The sequence below is a fragment of the Pelagibacterium halotolerans B2 genome (assembly GCF_000230555.1).
In the GTDB taxonomy this organism is placed as follows: Bacteria; Pseudomonadota; Alphaproteobacteria; order Rhizobiales; family Devosiaceae; genus Pelagibacterium; species Pelagibacterium halotolerans.
Window position 1 is genome coordinate 1,838,633 of the sequence record NC_016078.1, and the last position, 15,644, is coordinate 1,854,276.

Genomic DNA, 15,644 nt, shown 5'->3' on the forward strand with positions numbered 1-15,644 from the left:
TCCGAATCCCCCGGTTTCAGGCGCTTTTGCCTTGTGCCCAGCTAATCCCGACAGGGTTAACGAATGGTTACGATTTGCCTAAGGGCGGCAAGTATTGCCGGGTAGAATTTTCCCCGCCGGCAGACCCTTACCGCAAAGCCGATAACGCCGCGCCAAGGTAATACATTGTTTTATATCGATTTATGGAGTTGGCACGCCACCTGCATTGTCTTTTGCGAGGCGCCCGGCCTGGGGAGGCAGGGCCCTTGAAGAGATTAACGGGGAAACGCGCATGATCGAGAACGCGCAACTGATCGGCCTCTCGCGCCAGATGGCGCTGCAACGGCAGATGGATGTGGTGGCCAACAATCTGGCCAACATCAATTCGACCGGCTTTAAGGCCGAGGCGATCCTGTTCGAGGAATACGTCATGCCGGTCGCCTCCGACCGCACCTTCCCGAGCGGCAGCCAGCAGCTTTCCTATGTCCAGGACTGGGCGACGATGCACGATCTGGCCGCCGGGTCCATGACCCAGACCGGCAACCCCCTCGACGTCGCGCTCTCGGGCGAAGGCTTTCTGTCGGTCGAGGGGCCCGAGGGCACCCGCTACACCCGCAACGGCGCGCTTGAAATCAATTCGGACGGCGTGCTCGTCACCCAGAACGGTTTTCCGGTGCTCTCGGAGGGCGGCAACCCGATCGTCTTCGGACCCGATGAGACCGGCATTTCCATTACCGCCGAGGGCGCGATCAGCTCGAGCGCCGGCAACAAGGGCAAGCTCGCCATCGTCGAGTTTGAAAACCCGCAGGAATTGACCCGCACCGGCGACACCATGTTTGCCGGCGGCACGCCGCTGGCCATTTCGACCACCCGGGTCGTGCAGGGCGCCCTTGAGCGTTCCAACGTCTCGGGCGTGGGCGAAATGACCGAAATGATCCGGGTGACGCGGGCCTATTCCTCGCTCGCCGACCTCATGAACAAGCAGGACGAATTGCGCCGCAGCGCCATCCAGCGTCTTGGCGACACTCAAGCCTAAGGGACCACACCGATGAAAGCACTTTATATCGCATCGACCGGCATGGCCGCCCAGGAGCGCAATGTCGAAGTCATCTCCAACAACATCGCCAACATGCGCACCACGGGCTTCAAGCGCCAGCGCGCCGAGTTCCAGGACCTGCTCTACCAGTCCTATCGTCGCGCAGGTGCCTCGACATCGGAAACCGGAACCCAGGTGCCCGTCGGCATCGAGATCGGCTCGGGTGTCCGGGTTTCGGCCACCGCCCGCATCATGAGCCAGGGCAATGTGGCGCCCACCGAAAAGGAAAACGACGTCGCCATCCGCGGCGAGGGCTATTTCATGGTCAACATGCCCGACGGCCGCACCGCCTACACCCGCGACGGCACCTTCGAGCGCGACGCCACCGGCATGCTGGTGACGGTGGATGGCTATCAGGTCGAACCGGGGATCATCATCCCCGCCGACGCCACCTCGGTTTCGATCAGCCGTGACGGGATCGTCGAGGGCTTCATCAACGGCAACACCGAGCCCGTGCAACTCGGTCAGTTCCAGATGGCCCGCTTCGTCAACAAGGCCGGTCTTGAATCGATTGGCGACAATCTGTTCCTCGAAACCGCGGCATCGGGCGAGGCCCAGATCGGCGTGCCGGGCGTCGACGGCATGGGCGACCTGCTCCAGGGATATCTCGAAAGCGCCAACGTCAACGCGGTGACCGAAATGGCCGACCTGATCTCGGCCCAGCGCGCCTACGAAATGAACGCGCGCGTGATCTCGGGCGCCGACCAGATGCTCCAGGCCACCGCCCAGCTTCGCTAAGACCTTGAAAAAGGGGGTACAAACGATGTTCGCTTCGCTTCTCAAACGCACGGGATTTGCGCTCACTTTCGCAGCGCTTGCCGCCACCGCCCAGGCCGAGCCTGTCCTGCGCGGCGACGTGACGGTCAACGCCGCCATCGTTACCGTCGGCGACCTTTTCGATGGCGCCGGTCTGATGGCGGAAACAGCCGTGTTCCGCGCTCCCGCTCCCGGCACGTCGGGCATCTTGTCCCTCGAAGACATCGCCGCGGCGGTTCGGGCCGCCGGTATCGAGACCTTCGAGCCCTCCGGGTTCAACCGGATTCGCGTTGCCCGGACGGGGGTCGAAATCGGCCAGGACCTGCTCTCGGACCTCATTGCCGCCGATCTGCGCGCCAAGGGCATCCTCAATACGGATATGGACATGGACATTGCGCTCGACGCGCCGTTGCCGGGGCTCATTGCCGCCGACACCGACAATCCCGCGTCGCTGACCATCCTGCGCTACATGCCCGGATCATCGACCTTTTCGGCCCGCTTCCAGGTGTCCGGCCTCGATCGCCCGCTCGACATTTCCGGCCAGATCCAGCTTTTGATCGCCGCACCGCATCTCAAGCGCACCTTGCCACAGGGCACCATCCTTGGCCCCGACGACATCGAGATGCGCATGATCCCGCTCGCTTACGCCGAATCCACTGGCCTTGTGACGCTCGAGGAAATCATGGGCATGGCCTTGCAGCGCCAGTCGCGCCAGGGCGTCATGCTCAAGCCCTCCGACATCGCCGCGCCGGAAGTCGTCTCGCGCAACGAGCAGGTCACCGTCATCTTCCAGCAGGGCGCCCTGACGCTGACCACCACCGGTAAGGCGCTCAACGCCGCCAGCCTGAGCCAGCCGGTTTCCGTGCTCAACACAATGACCAACAAGGTTCTGCAGGGCGTCGCCACGCAGAACGGCACCGTCACAGTTTCATCGGGCCCCCAGCAACTCGCCGGGCTCTGATCCTTCATTGCCGGACTTGGGGAAGTCCGGCGCATGGCGCGTTTCCGGAAGAAGTGGCCACCGGTTCTTCGGTTCGGAAACGCGACCACTTAAAAACCACGGGGAAATAAAATGAACGCACTTCTCAAACTCGCAACGGGCCTGCTGCTCGTTTCCACCCTCGGCGCCTGCGCCACAACCGACAGGCTGGCCAATGTGGGCCGGGCCCCGGCCCTGACGCCCATCGTCGATCCCACCGTAACCGCCGGCTATCGCCCGGTGACCATGCCCATGCCCGCCGCCGAGCCGGCCACCTACCAGCCCAATTCGCTGTTTTCCTCCGACGCGCGCGGCTTTTTCAAGGACCAGCGCGCCGCCAAGGTCGGCGATATCCTCACCGTGCTCGTCACCATCGACGACCGCGCCCAGATCGGCAACACCACAACCGCCACGCGCTCTTCATCCAACGAGGCCGGGCTGGGCGGCGCGCTGGGCTCGATCTTTAATGCCGTCGCTCCCGCCGATGTGTCCGCCGATGCCGCCATCGGCACCAATTCGGGCGTCTCCAACGCCGGCAACGGCTCGGTCAACCGCTCCGAACAGGTCACCACCCAGGTCGCCGCCGTGGTGACGCAGGTTCTCCCCAACGGCAATCTGGTGATCGAGGGCCGCCAGGAAGTCCGCGTCAATTTCGAGGTCCGCGACCTGATCGTCGCCGGCATCGTGCGCCCCGAGGACATCGGCTCGGACAACACAATCGCCTCCTCCAAGATCGCCGAAGCCCGCATCGCTTACGGTGGACGCGGCCAGATCACCGACGTCCAGCAACCCCGCTACGGCCAGCAGATCCTCGACGCCATCCTGCCGTTCTGACCCCGGAAGGGAGGCACACCACGCCTCCCCACCCTCAACGGTCATCCCGGACTTGATCCGGGATCCAGTACCCAGCGCCGCCTTTTCCCGGCGCTTCAGTCCCCAACCGCCTGCCGTTCCCCAATTCGCGGCAGCCGGTTAACCGGCCCGTCTTCCCCGTCGGGCCGGATTCAAAAGGGGGTGCGCCCTCCCCGGCGCGCCCCTTTTCCTTTTCTTCGCCACCGAGCGCAGCTACAAAGCCGCCGGCAAATATCTTTCCTCCGGAGCCTCCCATGTCCTACGCCGAACTCGAAACCCTTGGCAAAAAGCTCGAATCCATCGAGCACGCCATCGCCATCCTCTCGGCGGACGAGGCGACCAACATGCCGGTGGGCGGAGGCGAAAAGCGCGCGGAATCGGTATCCTTCCTCTATGGGCTGCGGCACGAAACCGCGACCGCGCCGCAAATCGCCGACTGGATCGCCAAAGCCGAATCCGAAGACCTTTCCGACGATCAAAAGCTCGCCGTCCGCGAATTCAAGCGCGTCTATACCAACGCCACCTGCCTGCCCGCCGATTTCGTGGTGCGCAAATCCCAGGCCGAAATGCGTTCCGAACAGCTCTGGCGCGATCTGCGCGCCAGGAACGATTGGGCAAATTTCGCCCCCGCGCTCGAAGGCGTCGTGGCGCTGGCCCGCGAGGAAGCGCAGATGCGCGCCGATGTGCTCGGCCTTGCCCCCTATGACGCGCTGATGGAACAGTTCGACCCCGGCAACCGCGTCGCCGAAGTCGCCCCCGTCCTCGAAAAGCTCAAATCCTTCCTCGTCGATTTCGTGCCCGAAGCGCTCGAGGCACAGGAAAACCGCTACGCCAGCCGCCCGGCAAAATCGGTCGAAGGCCCCTTCGCAATCGAAAAGCAGCGCGAGCTGGGCCTGTCGATGATGGGCGCGCTGGGGTTCGATTTCACCCATGGCCGGCTCGACGTCTCCCACCATCCCTTCTGCGGCGGCGTTCCCACCGATGTGCGCATGACCACCCGCTACAAGACCGAGGAATTTCTCACCGCCCTGATGGGCGTCCTGCACGAAACCGGCCACGCGCTTTACGAGCAGGGCCTGCCCAAGGACCTTTCGCACATGGCGGTCGGTCAGGCGCGCGGCATGGCCATGCACGAAAGCCAGTCGCTTTTCGTCGAACAGCAACTGGCCCACGCCCCCCAATTCTGGCACTGGGCCATGCCCATCGTGTCCCAGCATCTCGGTGACGATGCGCTAAAAGGCTGGGAGATCGAGGACGTCGTGGCCGAGGTCAACAAGGTCGAGCGCGGCTTCATCCGCGTCGATGCCGATGAGGTGACCTACCCGCTCCACATCATCCTGCGCTTCGAACTCGAACAGGCGCTGATCGGCGGCGATCTCGAAGTTGTCGACCTCCCCGAGGCCTGGGACGCGAAAATGACCGAGTATCTGGGCCTCTCCACCATCGACAACCCCAAGGACGGCCCCATGCAGGACGTCCATTGGCCGGCCGGTGCCTTCGGCTATTTCCCCAGCTACACGCTGGGCGCCATGCTCGCCGCCCAGCAATGGCAGGCCATCGAAAAGTCCCGCCCCGACGTTCTCAACGAAATCTCCCGAGGCGATTTCTCCGGCGTCAACCAATGGCGGAGCGAAAACATCTGGTCGCAGGGCTCGCGCTATTCCACCCCCGACCTCATCAAACGCGCCACCGGCTCGACCCTCGACCCCGACATCTTCATCGCGCATCTCAAAAAGCGGTACGCCTAGAGGGTTCAGCCAGGCGCACCCTTGCTTGCGACCTCCCACCTTCGCTGCCCCGGCGAAAGCCGGGGTCCATGTGCGCCCCAACATCCACTGGTGGCCGGGCCAGGCTGCTGGGTCCCGGATGTAGTCCGGGACAGCGATGGGGGAAATCTCTACGAGCGCACCCTATTATTAAAACGGCACGCTCGCCCCGACGCTGACCCCGGCATGTCCGGCCACCGACCACGCCCAGAGCGGGCCGGTCTGTGCGCCACCGGCGCTGCCGAAGGTCACGCCTCCCAGCCCGAGTTGCCCGCCTGCAAAGACGCTGGCCGATAGCTCGGCGCCCTGCCCGGTCTCGTAGCGATAGGTCGCCTCGGCCAGCCCGCCCAGCGTCGCCAGATCGTAAAAGATATTGGGCACCGGGCCGAGATCGGGGCGCAAATAGTGGCTGTCGGTCACCCCGAGATAGCCGCCATTGATCTCGAACCGCAGATCGATCGTCTCTGCTTCGGAAATCTCGTTCTCCAGCCACACGCCAAGCCCGGCCGAGGCGGAAAACAGATCGTGCCCGATTACGGTGACACTTGTCGGAAAAGGCCCACTCGGGCACGCCGCCCCGCACCGCAGCCCATCCATTCCGTAGCGTTCCAGCCCGAAGCCGCCGGTCACGTAAGGCCGCACGACCATGTCGTTCCAGACCAGCGTCCCATCGCTCGGCAATCCATAGCGCAGCGCGACGCTGCCACCATTTTCGAGCGTGATATCGCTGAAGGTCTCCGAATAAAGCGCCTGCCCGGCCTCGTAGTCGCGATCCCCGAACGTACCGCCCGCCGCGATGGGGAAGCCGGCGATCAGATCGAACCAGCCTTCCTCTCCGCGCCCGGTCAGGGAAAATTCGATATCGGCCTCATAGAGCGGTTCGTAACTCAGGATCGAGGTCGGATCGCCATAACTCGCCATCCCCGAACTGCCCGGCGGCGTCAGATGGGACGCGTCGTGATTGAGCGAGAGATACCCCGCGCTCAGCCGGACCTGCGAGCCGACCGATATATCCATCGCGGACGCTCCGGTGGCAAAAACCGCCGTCAGCGAAATCATTGTCGTGGTGAGTAATGTTTTCGAGCCCATGACGTCAGAAAGCGTCAGCATGGCTTCCCTGTCAACCTGCGCGACTTGACTTGTCTCCATTGCGCCCTATCTTGAGGCGCAATCGCAACAGAAGTGCTTCCAGGATAAGTGGCGTCACTTATCCGGTTCAGAAGCGCGACGACGCAAAGACTTGCAGCAACTAAGGCGATTCCAAGAAGCGCCGAAACGCTCCAACAGGATGTGTGCCCAAATGGATTTTCTTCCGACAGCAAATCGCAATTGCCTCGGAACGGAATCCATCTTTCATGCCCGCACACATCACACTTTCTGCCCTCGGTTTTTCAACGCCTGACGGCACGCAGCTTTTCTCCAATCTCGATCTCGCCTTTTCCCGCCAGCGCACCGGCCTTGTGGGCCGCAACGGCGTGGGCAAATCGACCCTGTTCAGGCTCGTCACCGGCACGCTCACCCCGCAATCGGGCAGCGTCACCATCGATGGTACCATCGGTCTCCTGCGCCAGTCGCTCAAACCCGGGCCGGGCGAAACCATAGCCGATCTGTTCGGCGCCACCGCCCAACTGACGATCCTCGCTCGCGCCGCTTCCGGAACCGCGACCGCCGACGAGCTGGCCGATGCCGACTGGACAATCGAAGCCCGGATCGATGAAGCCCTTGCCCGCTTTTCCCTGCCCGCCACCGCCGATACCCCGCTCGCAACCCTCTCGGGCGGCCAGCGGACCCGTGCCATGCTGGCCGCGCTGGTGTTCGCCGATCCCGATTTCCTGCTGCTCGATGAACCCACCAACAATCTCGATCACGATGGCCGCGACGCGGTGATCGACCTGCTCGCCAATTGGCGCGGCGGCGCCATCGTCGTCAGCCATGACCGCGAACTGCTTGAAACCATGGACGCCATTGTCGAGTTGACCAGTTTGGGCGCCACGACCTATGGCGGCAATTATTCCCTGTATCGCGAACGCAAATCCATAGAACTCGCCGCCGCCGAGCACGATCTGGCCAACGCCGAAAAGCGCACGGCCCAGGTCGAGAAGAAGGCGCAACAGACCCGCGAGCGCCAGCAGAAATCCGACGCCGGAGGAAAGCGCAAGCGCGCCAAGGGCGATCTGCCGAAAATCCTGCTCAACGGCCGCAAGAACGCCGCGGAAAACTCGGCGGGCGAAAATGCCCGCCTTGCCAGTCGCTTACGCCAGCAGGCGGAATCGGATGCTCAAACAGCCCGCGAAAAAATCGAAGTGCTCAAGCACGTCACCATTTCCCTTCCGCCCACCAATCTGCCAACCGGCAAAAAGGTGCTGACCCTCGACGCCGTTTCAGCGGGCTACGATCCGGCCACCCCGATCCTCAGGGATGTCTCCCTCGCCATCACCGGCCCCGAGCGCGTGGCAATCACCGGGCCGAACGGGTCGGGCAAGACCACCCTTCTCCGCCTCGTTAGCGGCACTCTCGAACCGTGTGCCGGCACCGTCAGCGTCCAGGTCCCCCACGCCCTGCTCGATCAGCAGGTCTCCATCCTCGACCCGCAAAAAACGGTGCGCGACAATTTCCTCGCCCTCAATCCGGCATCGGACGAAAATGCCTGCCGCGCCGCCCTCGCCCGGTTCAAATTCCGGGCCGATGCCGCGCTGAAAATGACCGCCTCGCTTTCAGGTGGCGAAACCCTGCGTGCCGGTCTCGCCTGCGCGCTGGGCACCGACACCCCGCCGCAACTGCTCGTCCTCGACGAACCTACAAACCACCTCGACCTCGAATCCATCGAAGCGGTCGAAGTCGGGTTGCGCGGCTATGACGGCGCCTTGCTCGTCGTCAGCCACGACCGCCCGTTCCTCGAGGCCATAGCCGTCACAAGGGAAATATCATTGGCCTGAAACGGCAAGCGGCCCGCTGAAGTGTTCCTTCAACGGGCCGCCGCAAGCGATTCTAAAGGCTTGACAATCAATCGTCGCGATAGACCTTTTCGCGCCGCTCGTGCATTTCCTGGGCCTCCAGGCTCAGGGTAGCAATCGGACGGGCATCGAGCCGGGCCAGACCGATCGGCTCGCCGGTTTCCTCGCAAAATCCGTAGGAGCCGTCCTCGATCCGCTTGAGCGCCGCGTCGATCTTGGCGATCAGCTTGCGCTGGCGGTCCCGGGTGCGCAATTCGAGCGCCCGGTCGCTTTCCGAGGATGCCCGGTCGGCCATGTCTGGATGATTTGTGCTTTCTTCCTGCAGATTTTCGAGCGTCTCGCGGCTCTCGCGGAGAATCTCGTCCTTCCAGGCGTTGAGCTTTTTACGGAAATATTCGCGCTGGCGCGCATTCATGAATTCTTCGTCCTCGGAAGGACGGTAGTCGTCAGCAAGGGCCTCGACCGACATCGTAAGACTCACTCCCCTTGGCAACAGGTCGCCGCCTATATAGTGGGGTCAAACTTATCGGGCAATTGGAAAGTGACCGGGGTGTTAACAACACCGTGAGGTGCCGCAAACAGGTCACAGCCCTCGCCGGTCACGCTCCGGGATATCGTCCGAGCTTGGCAAGCTCGACCCGCACCCGCAATTCGATGTCGGCCACGATGGCTTCGAGCTCCGGCTCGATCTGGGTTTTTGCCTGCGCCAGCAGCGCGGCGGCGCGATTGAGCCGCCCCTCGCCCATCCGCCCGACCAGAAGATCGGCCTTGATTTCTTCGAGCACGTCGAGCAGCGAATTGGCCCGCTTGAGCGCCTTGCGCCGCCCGGTGGTCGCATCGTCCGCCGCCTGCAGCGCCAGCAGCGCATCGATGCCCCCTGCCGCGATCGGCGCCGAAGTCTGCGCGGTGCGGGCCGAACCCTGGCCGGATTCGATCTGGAACGTGGGCCCTGACGATTTTGCCGCCGTGCCCGACCGGTTCGCTGGGATGACCCGCCCTGTTCCGTCGATCCGCATATCTGGCCCGATTGGCTTATGGTTAATGGACTGCTAACCGGCAGATTTTGCCGGGAGGCGTTAATTTACCCTTAACGGCCCGGCAAACACTGCCCATAAGCCCCGATCCGATATTTCGCTGTTCAGCAAAAATCATTTTTAGAACAATCGGTTAACCGAACCGGCGCCTGGTTGGCACACTTTTCGCTCTATAGCCCGTCAATAGCGGCACGCCATCGTGGGGACGAGGGCACGCCGCCCGGAAACGGGGAATCGGACGAAAATGAAAACAGGTTTGTTTCGCAGCACATTGGTCATCGCCCTCGCCGCCGCGCTGGCGGTCACAGGGACGCTCCCGGCGCTCGCCGCCCCGGCGCGCATCAAGGATATCGTCGAAATCGAGGGCGTGCGCGAAAACCAGTTGATCGGCTACGGCCTCGTGGTCGGTCTCAACGGCACTGGCGACAGCCTCAACAATTCCCCCTTCACCCGCCAGTCGATGATCGCCATGCTTGAGCGCATGGGGGTCAACACCCGCGGCGAGACCATGCGCACGGCAAATGTTGCCGCCGTGATGGTCACCGCCAATCTTCCGCCCTTTTCCACCCAGGGCTCGCGCATCGACGTTTCGGTTGCCGCCATGGGCGATGCCTCCTCGCTCCAGGGCGGCACGCTGCTGGTCACGCCCCTGCTCGGCGCCGATGGCGAGGCCTATGCCATCGCCCAGGGCCCTGTTCTCATCAACGGGTTTTCGGCCCAGGGCGAGGCCGCGACCGTGGTTTCGGGCGTGCCCACCACCGGCATGGTGTCCTCGGGCGCCCTGATCGAACGCGAGATCAATTTCGCGCTCGGCGCCCAGCATTCCGTGCGCCTCTCGCTGCGCAATCCCGACCTCACCACCTCGCGCCGCATCGCGCTGGCCATCAACGATCTGATCGGCCTGCCCGTCGCCATCCCGACCGATCCGGCCAATGTGCGCCTGTCGCTGCCCAACGATTTCAACGGCAACATCGTCGATCTTCTCACCGATATCGAGCAATTGGTCATCCAGACCGATCAGGCCGCCCGCATCGTCATCAACGAAAATTCCGGCATCATCGTCATCGGCCGCGACGTGCGGGTGTCCTCGGTCGCCATCGCCCACGCCAATCTGACCATCTCGATCGCCGAAAACCCCAATATCGTGCAGCCCGAGCCCTTCACCGACGGGGTGACCGCCGTCGAGCCGCGCACCCAGATCGACGTCAACGAGGACGGCACCCAGCTTGCCGTCGTCCCGGAATCGATTTCGCTGCAACAACTCGTCGATGGGCTGAACACGCTGGGCATCTCCCCGCGCGATCTCATCGCCATCCTCCAGGCCATCAAGGCATCCGGCGCCCTGCAAGCCGAAATCGAGGTGATCTGATGGCCATTGCATTGAACCCTGCCCACCACTCCATGCCCGGCTACGCCAATCTGCGTGAAAAAGCCGTCGAACTCGAAGGCGTGTTTTTGAACACCCTGGTCTCGGAAATGTTCAAGGGGCTGGAAACCGATTCAATGTTCGGCGGCGGTTACGCCGAGGAAACATGGCGCGGCATGATGGCCGAACAATACGCGGCCGAAATGGCCCAGGCCGGCGGCATCGGCATCGCCGACCAGATGGTCGCCGCCCTTATCGAAACACAGGCTGCACAAGACAGCGCGCCTCAATTGTCATCCATGGGAGCATACAGATAATGACCGCCGCAGAACGCCTCACAGCGCTTGAATCCCTGGATGCGGAAACCCTTTGCGCCCGCGCCGAAACCGCGCTCGGTGCGCTGGTCGAGGTGATGAACCGGGAAACCACCTATCTGCGGGCCGGCCATATGCGCGAAGCCACGGCGCTCACCGGCGAAAAGACCCAACTCGCCCAGGATTACGTGACGCTGGCCCGCGCCATCCAGCGCGCCGCCCCGCGCCTGAAGGCCGAAGCGCCAACCCGCATCGACGCCCTGCGCCGCGGCCACGAAGCGCTGGCCACCCAGATGGCCGAAAACCTGCGCGTGCTCGCCACGGCCCGCACGGTAACCGAAAACCTGCTCTCGGACGTGGCCCGCGCCGCCGGCAACACCGCCAGGCCAAAGACCTACGGCGCCGCCGGCCAGGCGGCCAAGCCTTCGACCGAATCCATGAAGGGCATTTCGATCAACCGGGCGCTTTGATCAAAAGAGCAAGGCCCCTCGCCTCAAGAGAGAGGTAGCTCCCGGCGCTTGCGGCGTTTCTTACCTCTCCCTCAGGGGGAGAGGTCGGCGCGAAGCGACGGGTGAGGGGGCCTTCCCCTTTTAAGCACCGCCGCCCAAGGGCTTTCACCTATCCTGCACACGCTCCAATTGCCACAAAGCACCATCCCCCTGCTCAAACGGGTGAGGGGGGCCCTCGCCCAAAGCCCAATCGTTCCAATTTTCATAAAACACCACAGCCCCGCCTAACCCGCCCGACAGCCTTTGCGGCACATTATGCCCGGCAGATTTTGCCGCATCGGCACGGGAAATGGTTAACGGGTGACAGGGTTCATTCCACCGCAGCAGGGTCCTCTCGGGATCGCCGCAGCCATGGCGCGACCGGTCGAACGACCGTCGGCGCCACCGCCTCATCTCATCCGCGATTCCGCCGGCGCCGGCCTTGGCCAGCCCCTGCCCAGACGCCCCGCGCCCAATCGGCAGAAGCGCGAAAATTCCGAACAGGATCAGTACCTTGAGCCCACCGTCTCGCCAGCGACGCTGCTTGAGACCAGCCTGATTGCCTCAACCCTCGCCAACGCCGAATCCGACGGCAATGCGCCTGCCCTTTCGCGCCCGGCGCCCTGGCAGCCTCCCCAGTCCAGCCTGACGCTGCGCGACCGCACGGTCTAGCGCAAAAGGTAAATTTACCCCTTGATGATCAGACTTTGTTAACCATTCGGTAGCACTTGTCCAAGCACTGTATGGTTAACGCGCTCCTAACGGGGAGTGATTCTGTTCATACCAATCGACGACGGGGGTTTTGGCCATGTCTGATGTGACGCTATCGAAGGCTGTACGTTCCAACCTTCTGCACCTTCAAAACACAGCCAAGATGATGGACTCCACCCAGGAGCGTTTGGCAACGGGCAAGAAGGTCAATTCGGCCCTCGACAATCCCACCAATTTCTTCACCGCCGCCTCGCTGAGCGGCAGGGCCGCCGATATCGGCACGCTGCTCGACGCCATGAGCAATGGCATCCGCACCATCGAGGCTGCCGACAATGGCCTGACCTCCATCACCAAGGCGATTGAATCGATGCAGTCCACGCTGCGCCAGGCGCGGCAGGACAATTCCTTCAAGACCGAGAGCTATACGCTCAACATGGCCGACACCCCGGCCGGTACCGAAGTGCTCAACTTCGCCGGCGGCGCCCTGCCCGACGGCACCGACTATGATGTCGATCTTACAGCCTCCCGGTCCGAACTGGCCGCCGGCGCGTTTACACCGGCCGGGGTCGATCTTTCCGATCCGGGCGACACGATCGGTTTCGATATCGCCGTGCATGGTGGTGATCCGGTGTCCATTTCCATCACCAATGCCGACATCACCTCCCCCGGAGCGGTTGCCGATCCGACAGCGGTAACGGCCGATGAAATCGCAGCCATTATCAACGCCAAGCTCGACAATGCCGGTGTTGCCGCCACAGCCACCGTCAACGGTGGAGACCTGGTGCTGACCACCGACGATTTTGCCGGCAGCAGTTCCTCGGCCATCGAGATTTCCAACTACGCTGAAACCACGACCGCTGGCACGACGGGCATAGCCGATGGCACGGGCACGGCAATCGGCACCCGCGCCCGCACCGTCGATGACATGGTGACCGCCATCAACGCCAATGCCGACCTCGACGGTTTCGTCCGGGCCTCCAACGACAATGGCAAGCTGCGCATCGAAAACCGTTCGACGACCGATATGACCCTGACCGGTCTCACCAATGGAGAGATCACCGGCGGTATCGGGCAGTCCGATATCGAGGGCAATGACGTCCGTGCCAGCCTGGCGCGCCAGTTCAACGAATTGCGCACCGAACTCGACCGTCTGTCCGAAGATGCTTCATTCAACGGCGTCAACCTGCTGCGCGGCGACCAGCTCAAGATCGTCTTCAACGAATCCGGCACCTCGACGATCGAGATCCAGGCCAAAAATTCCAAGGGTGAAGCGCGCGCCATCAACGTTGCCAATCTCGGCCTGCTCGAACTCAACGCCGAGGATCTCGACCTCAACACAGATATCGATGGTCTGCTTTCCAACCTCCAGAACGCTCTTAACGAGGTGCGCGCGCAAGCCTCCGATCTCGGCTCGACCCTGTCGGTGGTTCAGAACCGCGAGGATTTCACCAAGCGCATGATCAATACGCTGGAAACCGGCGCGGCCAATCTTACGCTCGCCGATACCAATGAGGAAAGCGCCAACCTGCTGGCGCTGCAGACCCGCCAGCAGCTCTCCCAGACCGCGCTCAGCCTGGCCAGCCAGGCCGATCAGGCCGTTCTGCGGCTCTTCGGCTAAACCGCAGGTCAAAGACGATGAAACGAGGCGGGCTGCGGCCCGCCTTTTTTATTGCGCGATATTTCCGATGAGAGCGAGCACCTTAACCAATCTTTAGAAGATATCGCACAGTGTCGGGCCAGCCGTCTCAGGAAGAGGCGCTTTGAAATTGCATAAATCCTAGAAGGGGATTTCTAAATGTCTGATGTAACGCTCTCGAGCGCGGTTCGTTCGAACCTTCTTTCCCTCCAGAACACCGCTGACATGATGTCGGCAACCCAGACCAAGCTTGCCACCGGCAAGAAGGTCAATTCGGCTCTGGACAACCCGACAAACTTCTTCACCGCTTCCTCGCTCAACAGCCGCGCTGGCGACATGAACGCCCTTCTGGACGGCATGGCCAACGGCATTCAGACCCTGGAAGCCGCCGATAACGGCCTGTCCGCGATCACCAAGACCCTCGAATCCATGCAGTCGACGCTGCGTCAGGCCCGTCAGGACAAGTCTTTCCAGACCGCCTCCTACGATCTTGCCGAAGGTCTTACCGATGCAGAAACCCTCTCGTTCTCGGGCGGCGCTGTCGGTGATACGGCTGTCGATATCGAGCTGGGCACCGCGGCGGTCGCCGCAACGCCGGCAACCCTGACCGCCGCTGGCGGCACCGACCTGACCACTGGTACTGGTACGGACCTTCAGGCCCTCGACGGCGAATCCATCACCGTCACGGGTGAAGATGGCAGCACCGCGACCTTCACGTTCAACGCCACCGATGACAACGCCACCCAGATCGCCGACATGAACACGGCTTTCGCTGCGGCGGGTGTTGTGGCAACGGCCAGCGCCGATGGTCTCGATCTGGCCAACGCTGACGGCGTCGACTTCACCGTCACCACGTCCGATGGCGCAGTCGATACGGCCGTCGGCCTGACAAGCGGTACGACCTCGACCGACGGTGTTGAAGCGGTCGCCGCCGCCTCCAAGACGGTCGATGAACTGGTCAGCGAGATCAACAACTCGTCTGAACTCGATGGCAAGATCCGGGCTTCCAACGACAACGGCAAGCTCCGCGTCGAAAACCTTTCGACCCAGGACCTCACTGTCGATGGCGCCTCTGCCAGCGGCACGATCGACGGCACCTCTTCGGGCGCCAACACGATCGAAGGCAACTCGGTGCGCGCCGGCCTTGCCGATCAGTTCCGCGAACTGCGCGATCAGCTCGACAAGCTGGCCGACGATGCCTCGTTCAACGGTGTGAACCTGCTCCGCGGCGATAACCTGCAGATCACGTTCAACGAAACCGGCACGTCCGAGCTCAACATCCAGACCAAGATCGATGGTGAAGAGGGTGCGTCGGTCAACTCGACCACACTGGGTATCGAAACCAACCTGCAGGCCGAAGATCTCGACTCCGACACCAACATCGACAGCCTGCTGGGCGATGTGAAGTCCGCGATCAACACGGTCCGCTCGCAGTCGTCCGCTTTCGGTTCCTCGCTCTCGATCGTTGAGAACCGTCAGAACTTCTCCAACAACATGATCAACACCCTGGAGACCGGTGCGTCCAACCTCACCCTGGCCGATGCCAATGAGGAAGCCGCCAACCTTCTGGCCCTGCAGACCCGCCAGCAGCTCTCTTCGACCGCTCTGTCGATGGCTTCGCAGGCCGATCAGTCGGTCCTCCGTCTGTTCTAATGATCTGACGCTCCCAGAACGGGAGTATCCATTGCGCGAAAGGGCGGGCCAGAAGGCCCG

At 62.8% G+C, this 15,644-nt stretch carries 15 protein-coding genes; 12 read left to right on the plus strand and 3 right to left on the minus strand.

Annotated features, from left to right (window positions below; translation table 11 throughout):
* Positions 1-271: 271 nt before the first annotated feature.
* The 5 genes from flgF (at position 272) to KKY_RS09055 (ending at position 5,410) form a co-directional block, all read left to right on the plus strand.
* Positions 272-1,015, plus strand: a complete 744-nt coding sequence (flgF, locus tag KKY_RS09030; RefSeq protein ID WP_014131022.1) for a flagellar basal-body rod protein FlgF — start codon at positions 272-274, stop codon at positions 1,013-1,015.
* 12 nt (positions 1,016-1,027) lie between these two features.
* Positions 1,028-1,813: a flagellar basal-body rod protein FlgG gene (gene flgG / locus KKY_RS09035; protein ID WP_014131023.1), complete on the plus strand. Its 786-nt coding sequence runs from the start codon at positions 1,028-1,030 to the stop codon at positions 1,811-1,813.
* A 25-nt stretch (positions 1,814-1,838) separates the two neighbouring features.
* A complete protein-coding gene (gene flgA / locus KKY_RS09040; protein WP_014131024.1) occupies positions 1,839-2,792 on the plus strand; it encodes a flagellar basal body P-ring formation chaperone FlgA in 954 nt (317 codons plus the stop codon).
* Between the two features lie 111 nt (positions 2,793-2,903).
* Entirely contained in the window at positions 2,904-3,644 is a 741-nt protein-coding gene (flgH, locus tag KKY_RS09045; RefSeq protein WP_014131025.1) for a flagellar basal body L-ring protein FlgH, read from the plus strand.
* Between the two features lie 272 nt (positions 3,645-3,916).
* Complete coding sequence (locus tag KKY_RS09055) at positions 3,917-5,410, plus strand: carboxypeptidase M32 (RefSeq protein ID WP_014131026.1); 1,494 nt, start codon at positions 3,917-3,919, stop codon at positions 5,408-5,410.
* 168 nt (positions 5,411-5,578) lie between these two features.
* On the opposite strand, the gene KKY_RS09060 is transcribed toward KKY_RS09055, so the two are convergent.
* Entirely contained in the window at positions 5,579-6,577 is a 999-nt protein-coding gene (locus KKY_RS09060; RefSeq protein WP_041528668.1) for a hypothetical protein, read from the minus strand.
* A gap of 206 nt (positions 6,578-6,783) precedes the next feature.
* Here KKY_RS09060 and KKY_RS09065 point away from each other — a divergent pair, with 206 nt between their 5' ends.
* Positions 6,784-8,364: an ABC-F family ATP-binding cassette domain-containing protein gene (locus KKY_RS09065; RefSeq protein ID WP_014131028.1), complete on the plus strand. Its 1,581-nt coding sequence runs from the start codon at positions 6,784-6,786 to the stop codon at positions 8,362-8,364.
* Positions 8,365-8,431: 67 nt separating this feature from the next.
* Here KKY_RS09065 and dksA read toward each other — a convergent pair whose 3' ends face one another.
* Entirely contained in the window at positions 8,432-8,851 is a 420-nt protein-coding gene (gene dksA / locus KKY_RS09070; RefSeq protein WP_014131029.1) for an RNA polymerase-binding protein DksA, read from the minus strand.
* A gap of 130 nt (positions 8,852-8,981) precedes the next feature.
* Positions 8,982-9,398, minus strand: coding sequence for a flagellar assembly protein FliX (locus KKY_RS09075; RefSeq protein WP_014131030.1), 417 nt, complete (start codon positions 9,396-9,398; stop codon positions 8,982-8,984).
* Positions 9,399-9,660: 262 nt separating this feature from the next.
* Here KKY_RS09075 and KKY_RS09080 point away from each other — a divergent pair, with 262 nt between their 5' ends.
* The 6 genes from KKY_RS09080 to KKY_RS09105 all read left to right on the plus strand — a co-directional run bounded on the left by KKY_RS09080 (position 9,661) and on the right by KKY_RS09105 (position 15,584).
* Entirely contained in the window at positions 9,661-10,785 is a 1,125-nt protein-coding gene (locus tag KKY_RS09080; RefSeq protein ID WP_014131031.1) for a flagellar basal body P-ring protein FlgI, read from the plus strand.
* Positions 10,785-11,099, plus strand: coding sequence for a rod-binding protein (locus tag KKY_RS09085; protein WP_014131032.1), 315 nt, complete (start codon positions 10,785-10,787; stop codon positions 11,097-11,099). The genes KKY_RS09080 and KKY_RS09085 overlap by 1 nt, the downstream gene beginning before the upstream one ends.
* On the plus strand, positions 11,099-11,566 hold the full coding sequence (locus tag KKY_RS09090; RefSeq protein ID WP_014131033.1) for a hypothetical protein: 468 nt from the start codon (positions 11,099-11,101) through the stop codon (positions 11,564-11,566). The genes KKY_RS09085 and KKY_RS09090 overlap by 1 nt, the downstream gene beginning before the upstream one ends.
* A gap of 390 nt (positions 11,567-11,956) precedes the next feature.
* A complete protein-coding gene (locus KKY_RS09095) occupies positions 11,957-12,256 on the plus strand; it encodes a hypothetical protein (protein ID WP_014131034.1) in 300 nt (99 codons plus the stop codon).
* A 136-nt stretch (positions 12,257-12,392) separates the two neighbouring features.
* Entirely contained in the window at positions 12,393-13,913 is a 1,521-nt protein-coding gene (locus KKY_RS19580) for a flagellin N-terminal helical domain-containing protein (protein WP_014131035.1), read from the plus strand.
* Between the two features lie 177 nt (positions 13,914-14,090).
* Entirely contained in the window at positions 14,091-15,584 is a 1,494-nt protein-coding gene (locus tag KKY_RS09105) for a flagellin N-terminal helical domain-containing protein (RefSeq protein ID WP_014131036.1), read from the plus strand.
* The last annotated feature ends 60 nt before the right edge of the window (positions 15,585-15,644 follow it).

Excerpts from the sequence above, each read along its gene's own strand:
- dksA (WP_014131029.1), bottom strand. The coding sequence starts at position 8,851 with ATGTCGGTCGAGGCCCTTGCTGACGACTACCGTCCTTCCGAGGACGAA.
- flgA (WP_014131024.1), top strand. The coding sequence starts at position 1,839 with ATGTTCGCTTCGCTTCTCAAACGCACGGGATTTGCGCTCACTTTCGCA.
- flgG (WP_014131023.1), top strand. The coding sequence starts at position 1,028 with ATGAAAGCACTTTATATCGCATCGACCGGCATGGCCGCCCAGGAGCGC.
- KKY_RS09095 (WP_014131034.1), top strand. The coding sequence starts at position 11,957 with ATGGCGCGACCGGTCGAACGACCGTCGGCGCCACCGCCTCATCTCATC.
- KKY_RS09105 (WP_014131036.1), top strand. The coding sequence starts at position 14,091 with ATGTCTGATGTAACGCTCTCGAGCGCGGTTCGTTCGAACCTTCTTTCC.
- KKY_RS09085 (WP_014131032.1), top strand. The coding sequence starts at position 10,785 with ATGGCCATTGCATTGAACCCTGCCCACCACTCCATGCCCGGCTACGCC.
- KKY_RS09065 (WP_014131028.1), top strand. The coding sequence starts at position 6,784 with ATGCCCGCACACATCACACTTTCTGCCCTCGGTTTTTCAACGCCTGAC.
- KKY_RS09075 (WP_014131030.1), bottom strand. The coding sequence starts at position 9,398 with ATGCGGATCGACGGAACAGGGCGGGTCATCCCAGCGAACCGGTCGGGC.
- KKY_RS09055 (WP_014131026.1), top strand. The coding sequence starts at position 3,917 with ATGTCCTACGCCGAACTCGAAACCCTTGGCAAAAAGCTCGAATCCATC.
- flgH (WP_014131025.1), top strand. The coding sequence starts at position 2,904 with ATGAACGCACTTCTCAAACTCGCAACGGGCCTGCTGCTCGTTTCCACC.
- flgF (WP_014131022.1), top strand. The coding sequence starts at position 272 with ATGATCGAGAACGCGCAACTGATCGGCCTCTCGCGCCAGATGGCGCTG.
- KKY_RS09080 (WP_014131031.1), top strand. The coding sequence starts at position 9,661 with ATGAAAACAGGTTTGTTTCGCAGCACATTGGTCATCGCCCTCGCCGCC.
- KKY_RS09090 (WP_014131033.1), top strand. The coding sequence starts at position 11,099 with ATGACCGCCGCAGAACGCCTCACAGCGCTTGAATCCCTGGATGCGGAA.
- KKY_RS19580 (WP_014131035.1), top strand. The coding sequence starts at position 12,393 with ATGTCTGATGTGACGCTATCGAAGGCTGTACGTTCCAACCTTCTGCAC.
- KKY_RS09060 (WP_041528668.1), bottom strand. The coding sequence starts at position 6,577 with ATGGAGACAAGTCAAGTCGCGCAGGTTGACAGGGAAGCCATGCTGACG.